The sequence below is a fragment of the Streptomyces sp. TSRI0281 genome, from assembly GCF_001905125.1.
In the GTDB taxonomy this organism is placed as follows: Bacteria; Actinomycetota; Actinomycetes; order Streptomycetales; family Streptomycetaceae; genus Streptomyces.
Genome location: NZ_LWLE01000038.1, coordinates 153,238 through 167,829 on the forward strand (window position 1 = coordinate 153,238; position 14,592 = coordinate 167,829).

Genomic DNA, 14,592 nt, shown 5'->3' on the forward strand with positions numbered 1-14,592 from the left:
CCGTTCACCCTTCAGGCCATGCGGAGAGCCGCAGCCCGCTCTTGAAGCGGCGCGGCTCTCCCGTGACCGGATCGATGAACTCCAGCCCGGCGGCGAGCAGTTGGAGCGGGCGCGCCCAGTCCTCCGGCGCACCGTCCGGCTCCACCACCGGGTAGAGCGGATCGTGGACGAGCGGCAGCCCCAGACTGTTCATATGGACCCGCAGCTGATGCGTCCGCCCGGTGGCGGGCAGCAGCCGGTAACGGCCCAGCCCGCCCCGATGCTCCAGCAGCTCGATCCGGCTCTCGCTGTTCGCCTCGCCCGGCTCCTCCCGCGCGGCGAGCACACCACGCTCCTTGACGATCCGGCTGCGTACGGTGCGGGGGAGGGCGAGGGCCGGATCGTACGGGGCGACCGCCTCGTACTCCTTGCGGACGAGCCGGTCCCGGAACAGCGTCTGGTACGCGCCCCGCTCCTCGGGCCGCACGACGAAGAGCACCAGCCCCGCGGTCACCCGGTCCAGCCGGTGGGCGGGCTGCAACCCCGGCAGGCCGAGATCGCGCCGCAGCCGGGCGACCGCGGTCTCGGTGATGTGCCGGCCGCGCGGGGTGGTGGCCAGGAAGTGCGGCTTGTCGGCGATGACGAGATGCGCGTCGCGGTACACGACGCCGACGGGGAACGGCACCGGCTCCTCCGGCGCGAAGTCCCGGTGGAACCAGAGGAAGCGCCCGGCCGTATACGGCTCGTCGCCACGCACCGCACCGCCGTCCGCGCCGACGAACCTGCCCTCGTCGAGCATCGCGGCCACGCGCGGCGCTCCGACCGCCCCCGCGAACCGCGCCATCAGATGATCCCCGACGGTGGCCCAGGCGCCCTCGGTGTCCTCCGGCAGCCGCACCCGCACCGCATCGACCCCGTCCCGCTGGGGCAGCGGCGCGACAGGCGGCCTCCCGCGCCCCCTCACCGGCCGGTCCGGAACGGGCCGGTGGCGCGGTGGGGGCGGTCGGCGGCGGTACGGGTCATGCGGTGGTCCTCCCGGCGGGCGAGGTGCGGGGGCCCCGTCATCGGACATTCTTGTGTACCGGAGCCGATTTCGGCGAACAGGTCCCGTCCTGCCGCCGGAGGCCGTGGAACACGGGGGCGACAAGGGGTCGGAGATCCTGCCTCGAAGGAGCCCCGCCATGGCTGACCTGCGGCACAGCGGAGCGGCCTCCCCGTGATCACGATGAAGGCCGCTCCGCTGTACTGCTCTGTGTCCGAGGGGGACTCGGTTCGCCGGTCCGCCGCACCCCGCACGGGGCGGCACCCTGGGGGCAACGGGGTGGGGGCACGTCCCTGCCGGGATTCCGCGTGGGGGCGGGGAGCCATGGGTGCGGTTGCGTCCGGCAGGGACGTGCGATCAGGGGAGGCGCGGGACCCGTCCGGCCTGGCGGTACCGGTCCAGTTCGTCCATGGCCGCGTTGACCGTGGCGGTCATCCGGCGGGCCTCGGCAAGGGTGATCCAGCCCAGGTAGATGCGGTGTTCGTCCTGTTGGCACGTGTCACAAGGGTGATCGATGCCGATAGCTCCGAAGCTGACCCGTACCCGCCGTAAGGCGTTGACGAAGTCGGCCCCTACCTCCTTGGCCTCGGTGTGGTCGTCCTCGTCGAAATGCTCGGGCCCTACGGGCGAGTAGTCCATGGTGGGAGTGCCTTTCAGAGCCTGCCGGTCAGAGCCGGAACGGCGATCAACACGCAGAGGCAGCCGACCGCAAGAACGAAGGCGGACCAGCCAAAGCGGTAAACGGCCCTCATGACGGCCCCCTGAGGGCGGATGCGTCCCGTTCCTGCCTGCCGCGCACCCGGCTGACAGCGAGGGCGGCCAGGGCGTCGAGCTGGCGGCAGTGGTAGGCCGTGCCGGGCAACAACCGCTTGTAGTGCGTCTCCCACGGGACACCCGCAGGGCGGGTCACCCGCACCATCCCGCAACGCACAGAAATCACGGTGCAGGGCATGTTCTTGTCCTTGTCGAACACGATCTGCCCGGCCTTGATCTCACCGGCCGACCTGAACGGCCGCACCGGTTCGGGAAGCTGCGCGACCCGCTTGCGGGGGTTCTTCGGAACGGTCGACACCCCTGCCGTACGGGGTGGCTTCGGCCTCATGGTGGTCATGTCAGACGCGCCGGGTGCCACGGGGCCACCTCTTCGCGGCCGGGGATGTTCCGTGCTCGGGGTGCCGGTTCAGAAGGACGCGGCAGTCGGTCGCCTTCGAGTGGTCGCCCGCCTTGACCGCCTTCGCCAACTCGGCGCGCAGCACGGTGCACTTGTCACACTTCATCGAGCCCTCCAACGGCTGCGCTCGTTCTCGTACCGGATGCGGGGGCGGAGGCGCTGTATGGCCTCGCTCTGCGACCGGTCATCGGTCTGTTCGTCGGTTGTTTCCGCCGCTTCCGCCGTGTCCGGGCATCGAGGGGAACCACACGCACACCGGGGCCATACGAACACCGACCGGATCGGCGGATCACCTCCGTCCGGGTAGTCCTCGCCCGCTACCACAGGTGTAGCGAAGGGTGGTTCCTGTCCGTGTGGGGCACCGCTCGTTGCAGCCACGGCCCGTTCCTCTCCGTAGTGAACCCACTACCAGGGCCGCCAGCATTGACCTAGAGTCGCGCTGTCTGCTACGTCGCTCTTCGGGAGGGCACATTGGTAAACCGCAAGGAACTGAACCCCGAAGCAGGCCCACTCGCGGCCTTCGGTGCACGTATGCGCAGATTCCGTGAGGCTCGCGGCTGGACTCAGGACCACTTCGCTACGCTGGTCGGCTGCACGGGGAGACATATCTCAGCGCTCGAAACTGCCCGGAAGCCCCCAACTCTGCCCTTCAGTCGCAAGGTTGACTTGGCGTTAGGCACATCGAACACCGCGGATTCGTTCGAGCGTGAATGGCGGGAGATCAGGCACGGCAGCCTGCTGGAAGGCTTCCCTGAGTACCTGGCGCACGAGGGGCGCGCAGTGGAGATCCGGCTGTTTGAGTCGGGCCTGATCCCTGGGTTGCTCCAGACACCGGAGTACGCGGAGGCGCTGGAGGTGAGCAACGTCAAGCGAGGCTCCATCACGGCCGAACAGGCACAGGAACGGGTCACGTCCCTGATAGAACGTCAAGCAGCCTTGGTGCGAACGCTGCCGCCCCTGCTGTTCGTGGTGCTGGATGAAAGCTGCATCCGGCGACCGATCGGGGGGCACGCGGTGATGAATCGGCAGTTGGCGCGCTTGGCCGAATTTGCCGAGGAGACGAACACCGTGCTCCAAATCGCTGCGTTCGCCGGTGGCGAGGAGAGGCCGTTCAACCGCGCGGTGAACTTGCTGACTCTGCCCGATCGCTCCCTGATCTCCTACGTCGAGTCGCAGACGCAAGGGCATCTGGACCGCGATATCACTTCCGTGGCGCCGCTGCTGAGGGCCTACCATCAGATGCAGGCACCCGCGCTCTCCCAAGCGGCATCCGTGGACATGATCACGCAGGCACGAAAGGGCACCCCGTGACGACCGACTCTCAGCCTCTCCCACTCCGTTGGGTCAAATCCTCCTACAGTGGCAACGGCGGCACATGTGTCGAGTGGGCCCCGACACAGGTGCTGGCTACCGGCATCGTTCCCGTCCGAGACAGCAAGGATGTGAGCGGCCCTGTGCTGTCCTTCCCTGCCGGTTCGTTCGCCACGTTCGTGGCGGGCATCAAGGCCGGAGAGTTCGGCTCGCTCTAGAACTGAGCCACGTACGCGCAGTGCCCCGGTTCCGGATCTCTCCGGCCGGGGCGCTTTGCTTTGGTTTGTTCAGGGGAGTGCGCCCCAGTCCGTGATGAACGTCCTGAAGTGGCGGAAGCGGCGTCAGGACGCCGAACGGGCGCGGCTTGGGCTGGCATGGGCCGACTCGGTCTGTCATTCCTGGTCTGACCTGGGGAATCTCTCGGCTGTTGGTCACGTGGTTGGTCACGCCACAGCCTGGAAAAGCAAAAAACCCCTGTTCAACAGGGGTCTTAGCTGGTGTCCGAGGGGGGACTTGAACCCCCACGCCCGATAAAGGGCACTAGCACCTCAAGCTAGCGCGTCTGCCATTCCGCCACCCGGACCGGGTGTCTGTCTCGCGGGCCGTGCCCGTTCCGACGTGGAAAACCATAGCAAACAATCGGGGGTGCTCGATCACGTCCCGGCACGCGTGAACGGCGCATGACGAGGGGTGGGTGCCCTTGGGTGTGCGCGCCGGGCGCGGGAGGATGAGGGGGAGCACCACAGCGACAGTGGAAGGAAGCAGTGTGAGCGAGACCAACGTGGCCCGGACCGTATCCGGCGAGGACGAGGTCGTGGACCTCTGCCGTGAGCTGATCCGGATCGACACCAGCAACTACGGAGACCACTCGGGCCCCGGTGAGCGGCTCGCTGCCGAGTACGTCGCGGAGAAGCTCGCCGAGGTCGGGCTCGAACCGAAGATCTTCGAGTCCCACAAGGGCCGTGCCTCCACCGTGGCCCGCATCGAGGGCGAGGACCCGTCCAGGCCCGCGCTGCTCATCCACGGGCACACCGACGTCGTCCCGGCCAACGCGGCCGACTGGACGCACGACCCGTTCTCCGGGGAGATCGCGGACGGCTGTGTGTGGGGCCGTGGAGCGGTCGACATGAAGGACATGGACGCCATGACCCTCGCGGTCGTCCGTGACCGCATGCGCAGCGGCCGCAAGCCCCCGCGCGACATCGTGCTGGCCTTCGTCGCGGACGAGGAGGCGGGCGGCACGTACGGCGCCCGCTACCTGGTGGACAACCACCCCGGACTGTTCGAGGGCGTCAACGAGGCGATCAGTGAGGTCGGCGGGTTCTCCTTCACCGTCAACGAGAAGCTGCGGCTCTACCTCGTGGAGACGGCCCAGAAGGGCATGCACTGGATGAAGCTGACCGTGGACGGCACCGCCGGGCACGGCTCGATGATCCACAAGGACAACGCCATCACCGAGCTGTCCGAGGCCGTCGGGCGCCTGGGCCGGCACAAATTCCCGGTGCGGGTGACCAAGACCCTGCGGCACTTCCTCGATGAGCTCTCGGACGCCCTGGGCACCGAGCTCGACCCCGAGAACATGGAGGAGACCCTCGCCAAGCTGGGCGGTATCTCCAAGCTCATCGGCGCCTCGTTGCAGAACACCGCGAACCCGACCCAGCTCGGCGCGGGCTACAAGGTCAACGTCATTCCGGGACAGGCGACCGCCCATGTCGACGGCCGGTTCCTGCCGGGGTACGAGGAGGAGTTCCTGGCCGACCTGGACCGGATCCTGGGCCCCAACGTGAGGCGCGAGGACGTACACGCGGACAAGGCGCTGGAGACCACGTTCGACGGTGCCCTCGTCGACGCGATGCAGACGGCGCTGGTCGCCGAGGACCCGATCGCGCGGGCCGTGCCGTACATGCTCTCGGCCGGTACGGACGCCAAGTCCTTCGACGACCTGGGCATCCGCGGCTTTGGTTTCGCTCCGCTGAAGCTGCCGCCGGAGCTCGACTTCGCCGGGATGTTCCACGGTGTGGACGAGCGGGTGCCGGTCGACGGTCTGCAGTTCGGCGTGCGCGTGCTCGACCGGTTCATCGACAATTGCTGAAGCCCGAGGCATAAATCGACCGCCTGTGCGTATGTGACCGGAAAGAGTGAATCGGCTCATTCGCTCGTAGCCCCGCTAAACCCTCCTCGTTACAAGTGATGCGGTCCGCGGCTGGGACCGCATTTCCAACTAGGAGGAATAATGATCAAGAAGGTCGTCGCAGTTGCGGCTGCTACCGGTGGTCTCGTGCTCGCGGGTGCGGGTATGGCCGCCGCCGACGCGGGTGCCCAGGGTGCCGCCATCGGCAGCCCCGGTGTGCTCTCGGGCAACGTCATCCAGGTTCCGGTCCACGTGCCGATCAACCTGTGCGGCAACACGGTCAACGTGATCGGGCTGCTGAACCCCTCCTTCGGCAACACCTGCGTCAACGCGTGACGTTGCGCGTCAACCCGTAAGGGTTTGAGCCAGGCCGGTCCCGGAGTGCGTGCCATGCACTCCGGGACCGGTCGGCATTCGGCCCTCGCACGGTCGTGTCCGGGGGTATTTCGGAAGGCAGAAGGCAGGAAACGAACCTATGCGACAGGTCACTCGTAAAGGCCTGATCACCATGGCGGCGGCGGGCGGCGTGCTCGCGCTCAGCGGTGGCTACGCGCACGCCGACGCCGGGGCGGCCGGGGGTGCGTCGAATTCTCCCGGGGTGCTGTCCGGGAATTCGATCCAGATTCCGGTCGAGGTACCGATCAACGCGTGCGGGAACTCCGTGAGCGTCGTCGGACTGCTCAACCCGACATTCGGCAACGACTGCGAGAACGGATCACCGGGGAACGCGTCGGGTCCCGGTGCGGCCGACAGCGGCAGCTCCGGCAACCACGCGGCCGCGGGCAGTACCACCGCGCAGGCTCCGGGCGGTGACGCAGAGAAGGCCGGGCACAGCGGGGCCGGGCACAGCGGGGCCGGGACCGGCAGGCACCGTGCGCCCGGTGCCTCGGCCGAGGGCACGGCGCAGGGGTCGCCCGGCATCCTCTCCGGCAACAACGTCGCGGTGCCGATCGACATCCCGGTGAACGCCTGTGGCAACAGCATCACCATCGGCGGGCTGCTCAACCCGACGTTCGGCAACAGCTGCGCCAACGACCCCGTGGTCAGGCCGCCGCACGAGGAGCCGGAGGTGCCGGTCACGCCCGGTACGCCCGTCACCCCGCCGGCCAACAGCCCGCCCGAGGCCAACGTTCCCGCACCCCAGCTCCACCCCGGCGAGCAGCTCGCACAGACCGGTGGAGGCGGGCTCGACCTGCTGATCCCGGCGGGCGCGGGCCTGCTCCTCGCCGGTGCGGGCGCCGTGCTGTACCGCCGCTCCCGCAGCGCCGCATAGCGGCTTCGCGCCTGTCGCGAACCACGCTGTGAGAGGAGCGGGCCCCGCCGTTGCGGGGCCCGCTCCGATGTCATCGGGCGGCGCGTTCCGCCGTCATCCGGATCTCCGTTCCGCGGTCACCAGGTGGCCCGGAGCTGGCGGATGATCCGTCTGCGCAACCGCACTCTGCGGCTGCCGTCGCGGCGCAGCGTCAGGCGGTCCAACTCCCAGTGCCCGTACTCGGCGCGGTCGGTCAGCAGTCGGGCCGCATCCTTGCGGGACACCCCGCGCGGCACGTACACGTCGACAAATTCGTATTCCGGCATCGCATCTATTGTGCGGGCACAGCCCCGGTACGGATAGCGTCTGCACTATGTCTGATGCTGCGCAGCCCACCGCTGCCGAGGTACGTGCCGCCGCCGAAGCGGTCAAAGCCGCGCTCGACCGTCACCTCGAGGCGGTCGAACGCCGTACCGGGGACGACGACCCCGCCGTCTATGACGCGTTCAACGCACTGGCCGCTGCGGCCGAGGTCTACGACGAACTGCTCTACGACCGCTATGACGAGGTCACGCCCTTCGAGATCCCCGGCGCGGACGACTCCCTGCCGCCCTATGCCGGTCCCGGGGAGCCCAGCGCGCTGAGCGTGCTGATCCGGCGCGACTACACGGTCGTGGAACCCCCGCGACTGCTCGCCCAGGCACAGCGCCTCGCCGACCTCGAATCGGACGACCGGGGCGTCGGGAACAACCCCGTGGTCGGCACCAGCGTCCATGCCGCGCTGGGGGTGCTGTTCGGTGAGTACGAACCGGACGAGATCGCCTCCCGGCACACCGAGTTCGGCCTGGAGGAGGGGGATTCCACCCTCTGGGTCTCGGCCGGTGACGTGCCCCCCGAGCCCGGTGAGTGGCTGGGCGCACCGTTCGATCACGCCGATCCCCAGCTCGTGGTCTGCCGCTTCGACGTCAGCTCCGTCTTCGACGAGGAGGAGCTGGACGAGGACCTGGACGACCTGACGGCGGGCAGATCCTGACCTTCCGGTGAGATCCGGCGATCCGTGGCCCCGGCGTACCGGGGCCACAGTGCTGTCCGGACGGCGGTTACGAGGCGGCGTCGGGGGTCGGCAGGGCCTCCAGCAGCGCGCGCAGACGGGTCGTCCGCTCCTGGGCGGGGATCTGCGCCACCGCGTGCGGGAGCGCCTGGTCCACGCCGTGCACGACGGACAGATGCCGCTCCCCGCGGCTGAACGCGGTGTACACCCAGGGGCGGCTGAGCCCCTGCGCCGCGTCGCCGGGCAGCACCACGACCACGGCGGGCCAGCGCATCCCGGCCGCCTGGTGGGCGCTGAGGGCCCAGCCGTGCCGTACGGCCGTCTCGACCCGGTCCTGGGGCACGACGACGGCGGTGCCCGCACAGTCCAGGCGCAGGCCCTCCGCGTCGGCCGAGAGCACCACCCCGGGCACGGTCCGGCCGGGTGCCGGGACATGGACGACGCGGTCGCCCGGGTCGAAGCCGCCGAACCGGCCGGGGCCCGGGTTGAGACGCTGCTTCAGCGCCGCGTTCAACGCGCGGGTGCCCGCCGAGCCGCCGTGGCCGACAGTGATCACCTGGGTGTCGGCCGAAGGGATACCGAAGGCGCGCGGCACCGAGTCCGCGACCAGCTGCACGGTGCGGTGGACCGCCTCGCCCGCGTCGCGCACGGGGACGATCACCACCTCCTTGCCCGGGGCCTCGACCTGATTCAGCTCACCGATGCCGATGCCGGAGACCAGCTCGCCGATCGGCCCCGGGTCCGGTGTACGGGACACGACCTGCGGGCACGCACGGGCGGCCAGCACATCCGCGAAGACCCGGCCCGCGCCCGCGGAGCCCAGCACGCCGGGATCGCCGCTCAGCACCAGACGGGCGCCGTCGGCGAGGAACTCGACCAGGATCGCGGCCGCCTCCACGTCCAGCTGCGGGGCGTCCAGCACCACCAGCAGGTCGAGGGCGAGCGCACCGTCCTCGTCCCGGCCGGGTCCTTCGGCGCCGGACAGCAGCCCGGCGAGGGTGACCGCCGACTCCGGGTCACCGACCGCCTCGGCCAGTCTGCGGCGGCCGTCCGTGCTGTGCGTGGTACCGAGGGCGCGCAGCCCCAGGCCCCGCGCCGCCGCGATCAGGGCCGCGGGCTCGGCGCGGGCCGCCTCGCCGCCGCTGTGGGCGACCAGGCCGCCCGTGGCGACCGTGCGGATCAGCTCGGCCGCCGACGGGGAGGGGGCGGAGGCGGCGGCCTCGGTCCAGTCGGCGCTCTTCTCACAGGCGTTGACCAGCCGGGCCAGACCGTCGGCGAGGCTCTCCTCCGCCAGTGCGTACCGATCGAGGCCCAGCAGCACCTGGACCGGCTCCCGCACCTCCTCGGGGCTGTCGTCGCCGTCCACGCCGTCCACGCCGTTCGTGTCGTCGCTTCCGTCGCTCTCCTCGGCGGATCCGGTCGCCTCCGCCGATTCCGACGGGTCCAGGCCCTCCTGGAAGACCAGCACGACACCCTCGGCGACGGCGTGCTCCACGGCGGCGTCGGGATCGGTCACCGCACGCTCGGCCAGCGACGCCCGTACGGCCGTGGCGTCCAGTGCCGTGTGGCCCTGGCGGGCGGCCCGCTCCAGCAGCCAGCCGACCAGCGCCGCGGTCCTGCGCTCGTCGTCCGGACCGCAGGCGGCGCCCAGCAGGGCCCGCGCGAAGCCGTCCGCCTGCTCCGGGTGGACCCCGGGGACGGCGAGCAGCTGCCAGGGGTCCTCGCGCAGGATCTCGGCGGCCTGCTCGCCCAGCGTCCCGGTGGCCGGGCGGGCCAGCGCCTCGGGAGCCCCGCCCTCGACGAGCAGCTCCCGCACCGAGGCCGCGGCCTCGGGTGACGCGCCCTGCGCGGCCGGGGACGGCTCGGCCGGCCGGGGGCGCGCGGAGGGCTGCGCGGTGGCCGGTGCGGCGCGGCGGGGGGCGGGCGCGGCGGCGGGGGAGTCGAAGAACGTGGTGCCCGCCTTCTCACCGCTCTCCACGGCCCGGACCGCGGCGAGCAGATCGGCGGCGGTGCCGCTGAGCTTCGTACCGGCCGGGATGGGGCCGTCCTTCTCGGCCTTGCGCTTCTCGATCCGCTCCCGCAGCTCACGCTGGGCGGCGAGCTCGGTCTCCGCCTCGGAAGGCGCGGCCGCGGCCGGTGCCTCGTCGCCGGTGGCCTTGTCGCCGGCCGGCTGGTCCTCGGCCGTGTCGTCGGCGGCCTCGTCCTCGGTCGCGTCCTCGTCGGCGGCGGTCCCTGTCGCCTCGGCGGGCGTGGCGGAGGCATCCGGGGCCGACGGCCCGTCCTCGGCGGGCGTGCCGGTGCCCGGCGTGGGCGCGCCGACGGTGCCGGGGGCCGCGTCGGTCTCGCGGTCTTCGGCCGAGGGGCCTGGGGTTTCCCCCCGGGGAAGCGCAGTCACAGCGTGCTCCAGTCCTGGTCGGGATAGCGGTGCACGGGCGCCGACACATCGTCGAGCGCCTGGCAGATCTCGTCAGGAAGACTAAGCGCCTCCACTGACAAAGCCTCCCTGAGCTGCCGCGCGTTGCGCGCGCCGACGATCGGGGCGGCCACGCCCGGCCGGTCGCGGACCCAGGCGAGCGCCACCTGGAGGGCCGTCGTGGCCAGGCCGTCCGCCGCGGTTGCCACCGCGTCCACGATCCGGCTCGCCGGGTCGTCGAGATAGGGCTCCACGAAGGGGGCCAGCTGCTCGGACGCGCCCCGGGAGCCGGACGGGGTGCCCAGGCGGTACTTGCCGGTCAGCACACCGCGGCCCAGCGGCGACGAGGGCAGCAGCCCCATGCCGAGGTCGAGCGCGGCCGGCAGCACCTCCCGCTCGACGCCGCGCTGGAGCAGCGAGTACTCCATCTGTGTGCTGGCCAGCCGGGTGCGTACGCCGGGGGCGGCGAGCTGCCAGGTGGCCGCCTTGGCCAGCTGCCAGCCGCAGAAGTTCGACACCCCCGCGTACCGGACGCGGCCGGACGAGACCGCCAGGTCCAGCGCCTGCAGGGTCTCCTCCATCGGGGTCTCCGGATCGAACGCGTGGACCTGCCACAGGTCCACATAGTCCGTGCCGAGCCGCTCCAGGGACGCGTCGAGCGCGGCCAGCAGATGTCCGCGCGATCCGTTGAAGCGGCGGTACGGGTCGGCGACGCTGCCCGCCTTCGTGGCGATGACCAGGTCCTGGCGCGGCACGAGGCTGTCCACGAGCCGCCCGAGCAGATACTCGGCCTCCCCGCCCCCGTACACATCGGCGGTGTCGACCAGGGTGCCGCCCGCGTCCCAGAAGGCCTTCAGCTGGTCGGCGGCGTCGTGTTCGTCGGTGTCCCGGCCCCAGGTGAGGGTGCCGAGCCCGATCCGGGACACGCGTAGGCCGGTACGGCCGAGATGCCTCTGCTCCATGGGCGCTGAGATTACTGGCCATGGCTCCACGGAGGGGGAGCCTGTGGACAACCGAGGGGCCACCGCGCCTGCCGGATCGCGCCGACGCGCGCTAGAGTCCGGACCACAGGGACGTTACTGATCAGTAAGGGGAGCGGATATGCGGCTCGGCATCAATCTCGGTTACTGGGGCGCCGGCATGGACAGCGACAACCTCGCTGTCGCCCAGGAGGCCGACCGGCTCGGATACGACGTGTGCTGGGCGGCCGAGGCCTACGGCTCCGACGCACCGACCGTGCTGTCCTGGGTCGCCGCGCAGACGGAGTCCATCGACGTCGGCTCCGCGATCATGCAGATCCCGGCCCGCCAGCCCGCCATGACGGCGATGACGGCGGCCACCCTCGACTCGCTCTCCGGGGGCCGTTTCCGCCTCGGTCTCGGGGTGTCCGGCCCGCAGGTCTCCGAGGGCTGGTACGGCGTCAAGTTCGACAAGCCGCTGGCCCGCACCCGCGAGTACGTCGAGATCGTCCGCAAGGCGATGTCCCGCGAGCGCCTCAGCTACGAGGGGCAGCACTGGACGCTGCCGCTGCCGGACGGTCCGGGCAAGCCGATCAAGCTCACCGTCCACCCGCAGCGCGAGCACATCCCGCTCTACATCGCGGCCATCGGGCCCAAGAACCTGGAGCAGACCGGCGAGATCGCCGACGGCGCCCTGCTGATCTTCCCGTCCGCCGACCACCTGGAGGACACCGCGGTGACGTACCTGCGGGCGGGCCGTGAGAAGGCCGGGAAGACCATGGACGGCTTCGACGTGTGTCCCACCCTGCCGCTGGCCGTCGGCGACGACATCAACGGCCTCGCCGACATGTTCCGCCCGTACACCGCGCTGTACGTCGGTGGCATGGGCAGCCGCAAGCAGAACTTCTACAACCAGCTCGCCCAGCGCATGGGCTACGAGAAGGAAGCGGCCGAGATCCAGGACAAGTACCTCTCCGGCGACAAGAACGGCGCCGCCGCCGCCGTACCGCACCGGCTCATCGACCAGACCACGCTGCTCGGCCCGGTGGAGCGGATCTCCGAGCGGATGCAGGCGTACGCCGCCGCCGGAGTCACCACCCTCACCCTCGCCCCGGCGGGCTTCACGCTCGACGAGCGGATCGCCGCCCTGCGCGCCGGTACGGACGCCCTGGAGCGCTCCGGCCTCGCCTAGGACTTCGGTCCCGCAGGACCGGGCAGCACTACGGCCGTGGTGGGGGCTCGGGGGTCATCCCCGCCACGGCCGTCACCCAGCACAACGCGCCGTCCGGCCGACGGTTACGCGGCACCCGCCCGGCGCCGCTCCACGCTCCTCCGGTTGCCGACTGTTCCGCAGCGCATTTGACTTTGGCTCTGCGGACACCGGTACGGAGGTGGCAGTGATGCTCTCGGCAAAAAGTCTGTTCGAGGAGATCCTCGACGACGACGAATCGTTCCGGCTCTTCTGCTCCATCGCCGCCAGCGGGGAGTCCCAGGGCGGCTGGGAGAACGCCCGGATCGCCGCGCTCGTTCCCGCGAGTCAGCGCGACCTCGCCTCCAAGATCGTCCGGCACGGGGCCGACGAGGACAAGCACGGCCGGATCTTCAACGCGCTCCTGAAGAAGCGCGGACTGCCGCCCGTCGAGGTCCCCTCGGAGACCGACTACACGATGCTGCTCGAAGGACACGGCATCGGCCTGGCGCATGTCCGGCTCAGCGGCGATGAGCCGCTCTCGGAGCGCGACATCATCACCTACCTGGCTCACAGCCGGGTCACCGAGCAGCGCGCCTCCGAGCAGATGCGGCTCCTGCGCAAGCACTTCGCCGACCATCCCGACCTCGGCCGCGCGGTGAAGATGATCTCCAACGACGAGGACAACCACCTCGCGTACTGCCACGAGGAACTGCTCCGCTTCGCCCGCGCCGGACACGGCCGCAGCATCCAGCGCGTCCTGCGCGAGTGCGCCCTGGCCGAGATCCGGGTCTACCGCGATGTCAGCCTGGCCGTGATGGCACACATGGGGGCCCTGCTGCACTGGTCCCGTGCCAGGGCGGCCGTCCTGGCGGCGGGCATCCACGCGATGTACGCGTACGAGCGCCTCGTCGGCTGGCGGCGCATGGTGAGCCTGGCGCAGCCGGAGCGGCGTGACGCGCTGGGCGGCCCGGCGGTCCAGGAAGCCGAGTACGCGTGAACCCGCCGTCCCGTCCGGTGCCGTACGGGCTCAGAGCCAGCCACGCCGCTTGAACTGCCGGTACAGGCCGAACACCGCGCAGCCCATCAGGGCGATGACCGCCGGGTAGGTCCACGCCCAGTGCAGTTCCGGCATGTGGTCGAAGTTCATGCCGTAGATGCCCGCGACCATCGTCGGGACGGCGGCCATGGCGGCCCAGGCCGAAATCTTGCGCATGTCGTCGTTCTGCCGCACCCCCATCTGCGCCAGATGCGCCGACAGAATGTCCGAGAGCAGCCGGTCCAGACCCTCCACCTGCTCGTTGGCACGCGTCAGGTGGTCGGCGACATCGCGGAAGAACGGCTGCGAGTGCTCGTGCACGAACGGCACTCCGGCGCCCGCGAGCCGGGACATCGGTGCCGCCAGCGGCCCGGTCGCCCGGCGGAACTCCAGCACCTGCCGCTTGAAGGTGTAGATCTGGGCCGCGGTGTTCTTGGAATTGCCGGTACCGGTCGGCGCGAACACCTGGGTCTCCAGCTCCTCCAGGTCGACCTGGAGCTCCGCGGCGACATCGATGTAGTGGTCCACGACCGCGTCGCTGATCGCGTACAGCACGGCCGTGGGGCCGTGCTTGAGCACCTCGCGATCGGCTTCCAGACGTCGGCGCACGGCCGCCAGCGGGGCGCCCTCGCCATGCCGGACCGTCACCACGAACGAGTCGCCTATGAAGACCATCAGCTCGTCGGCGGTGACCGTGTCGCCCTCGGGCTCGTAGACGACCGGCTTGATGACCGCGAACAACGAGTCGTCGTACACCTCCAGTTTGGGCCGCTGGTGCGCGCTCAGCGCGTCCTCCACGGCCAGTGGGTGCAGCCCGAACTCGTGGCGGACCAGATCGAACTCCTTCTCGGTCGGTTCGTGCAGCCCGATCCAGAGAAACGCGTCCCCGGTGGCCCGCGCCTCGTCGAGCGCATCGGAGAAGTCGGCGGGGCCCTCGGTGCGGCGCCCGTCGCGGTAGATGGCACAGTCCACAATCACGGCGGGCATTCTTCCTTGCCGCGGCCCGCTCCGCACCTTTGCCCGGCGATCCCTCTGCCCGGCCCTCTACCCTGGCC

The 14,592-nt window shown here is 70.6% G+C and carries 16 protein-coding genes and 1 tRNA gene; 8 read left to right on the forward strand and 9 right to left on the reverse strand.

Annotated features, from left to right (window positions below; translation table 11 throughout):
- Positions 1-4: 4 nt before the first annotated feature.
- From A6A29_RS41580 to A6A29_RS45660, 4 genes are all read right to left on the reverse strand, one after another.
- The gene (locus A6A29_RS41580) at positions 5-943 is read right to left on the reverse strand and encodes an RluA family pseudouridine synthase (protein WP_073729125.1); all 939 of its coding nucleotides are present in this window, start codon (positions 941-943) and stop codon (positions 5-7) included.
- Positions 944-1,378: 435 nt separating this feature from the next.
- On the reverse strand, positions 1,379-1,660 hold the full coding sequence (locus tag A6A29_RS41585) for a hypothetical protein (protein ID WP_073729127.1): 282 nt from the start codon (positions 1,658-1,660) through the stop codon (positions 1,379-1,381).
- A gap of 109 nt (positions 1,661-1,769) precedes the next feature.
- Positions 1,770-2,123 (reverse strand): hypothetical protein, encoded by a 354-nt coding sequence (locus A6A29_RS41590; RefSeq protein WP_143197161.1) that lies wholly within the window; start codon positions 2,121-2,123, stop codon positions 1,770-1,772.
- Between the two features lie 10 nt (positions 2,124-2,133).
- Positions 2,134-2,298, reverse strand: a complete 165-nt coding sequence (locus tag A6A29_RS45660; protein WP_158074511.1) for a hypothetical protein — start codon at positions 2,296-2,298, stop codon at positions 2,134-2,136.
- A 365-nt stretch (positions 2,299-2,663) separates the two neighbouring features.
- On the opposite strand from A6A29_RS45660, the gene A6A29_RS41595 reads away from it, so the two are divergent.
- Together A6A29_RS41595 and A6A29_RS41600 are read left to right on the forward strand one after the other, a co-directional pair.
- Positions 2,664-3,503, forward strand: coding sequence for a helix-turn-helix domain-containing protein (locus tag A6A29_RS41595; RefSeq protein ID WP_073729129.1), 840 nt, complete (start codon positions 2,664-2,666; stop codon positions 3,501-3,503).
- Entirely contained in the window at positions 3,500-3,721 is a 222-nt protein-coding gene (locus A6A29_RS41600; protein ID WP_073729131.1) for a DUF397 domain-containing protein, read from the forward strand. Before A6A29_RS41595 ends, A6A29_RS41600 begins: the two co-directional genes overlap by 4 nt.
- Positions 3,722-3,998: 277 nt before the next feature.
- Here A6A29_RS41600 and A6A29_RS41610 read toward each other — a convergent pair.
- Positions 3,999-4,086 (reverse strand) — tRNA-Leu (locus A6A29_RS41610).
- 144 nt (positions 4,087-4,230) lie between these two features.
- Between A6A29_RS41610 and A6A29_RS41615 the strand changes: the two genes are divergently transcribed.
- The 3 genes from A6A29_RS41615 to A6A29_RS41625 all read left to right on the forward strand — a co-directional run bounded on the left by A6A29_RS41615 (position 4,231) and on the right by A6A29_RS41625 (position 6,907).
- A complete protein-coding gene (locus A6A29_RS41615; protein WP_385732050.1) occupies positions 4,231-5,595 on the forward strand; it encodes a M20/M25/M40 family metallo-hydrolase in 1,365 nt (454 codons plus the stop codon).
- Positions 5,596-5,736: 141 nt separating this feature from the next.
- Positions 5,737-5,970, forward strand: coding sequence for a chaplin (locus A6A29_RS41620; protein ID WP_073729137.1), 234 nt, complete (start codon positions 5,737-5,739; stop codon positions 5,968-5,970).
- A 139-nt stretch (positions 5,971-6,109) separates the two neighbouring features.
- Positions 6,110-6,907, forward strand: coding sequence for a chaplin (locus A6A29_RS41625; protein WP_073729139.1), 798 nt, complete (start codon positions 6,110-6,112; stop codon positions 6,905-6,907).
- Between the two features lie 116 nt (positions 6,908-7,023).
- Here A6A29_RS41625 and A6A29_RS41630 read toward each other — a convergent pair whose 3' ends face one another.
- Positions 7,024-7,212, reverse strand: a complete 189-nt coding sequence (locus A6A29_RS41630) for a DUF5703 family protein (protein ID WP_073729141.1) — start codon at positions 7,210-7,212, stop codon at positions 7,024-7,026.
- Between the two features lie 47 nt (positions 7,213-7,259).
- Between A6A29_RS41630 and A6A29_RS41635 the strand changes: the two genes are divergently transcribed.
- Positions 7,260-7,919: a hypothetical protein gene (locus A6A29_RS41635; protein WP_073729143.1), complete on the forward strand. Its 660-nt coding sequence runs from the start codon at positions 7,260-7,262 to the stop codon at positions 7,917-7,919.
- 67 nt (positions 7,920-7,986) lie between these two features.
- Here A6A29_RS41635 and A6A29_RS41640 read toward each other — a convergent pair whose 3' ends face one another.
- Positions 7,987-10,332, reverse strand: a complete 2,346-nt coding sequence (locus A6A29_RS41640) for a helix-hairpin-helix domain-containing protein (RefSeq protein WP_073729145.1) — start codon at positions 10,330-10,332, stop codon at positions 7,987-7,989.
- A complete protein-coding gene (locus A6A29_RS41645) occupies positions 10,329-11,312 on the reverse strand; it encodes an aldo/keto reductase (protein WP_073729147.1) in 984 nt (327 codons plus the stop codon). Before A6A29_RS41645 ends, A6A29_RS41640 begins: the two co-directional genes overlap by 4 nt.
- A 139-nt stretch (positions 11,313-11,451) precedes the next feature.
- Between A6A29_RS41645 and A6A29_RS41650 the strand changes: the two genes are divergently transcribed.
- Positions 11,452-12,501, forward strand: a complete 1,050-nt coding sequence (locus tag A6A29_RS41650; RefSeq protein ID WP_073729149.1) for an LLM class F420-dependent oxidoreductase — start codon at positions 11,452-11,454, stop codon at positions 12,499-12,501.
- Positions 12,502-12,709: 208 nt separating this feature from the next.
- A complete protein-coding gene (locus tag A6A29_RS41655; RefSeq protein WP_073729151.1) occupies positions 12,710-13,498 on the forward strand; it encodes a hypothetical protein in 789 nt (262 codons plus the stop codon).
- A gap of 30 nt (positions 13,499-13,528) precedes the next feature.
- Here A6A29_RS41655 and corA read toward each other — a convergent pair whose 3' ends face one another.
- On the reverse strand, positions 13,529-14,524 hold the full coding sequence (gene corA, locus A6A29_RS41660; RefSeq protein WP_073729153.1) for a magnesium/cobalt transporter CorA: 996 nt from the start codon (positions 14,522-14,524) through the stop codon (positions 13,529-13,531).
- Positions 14,525-14,592 lie beyond the last annotated feature (68 nt).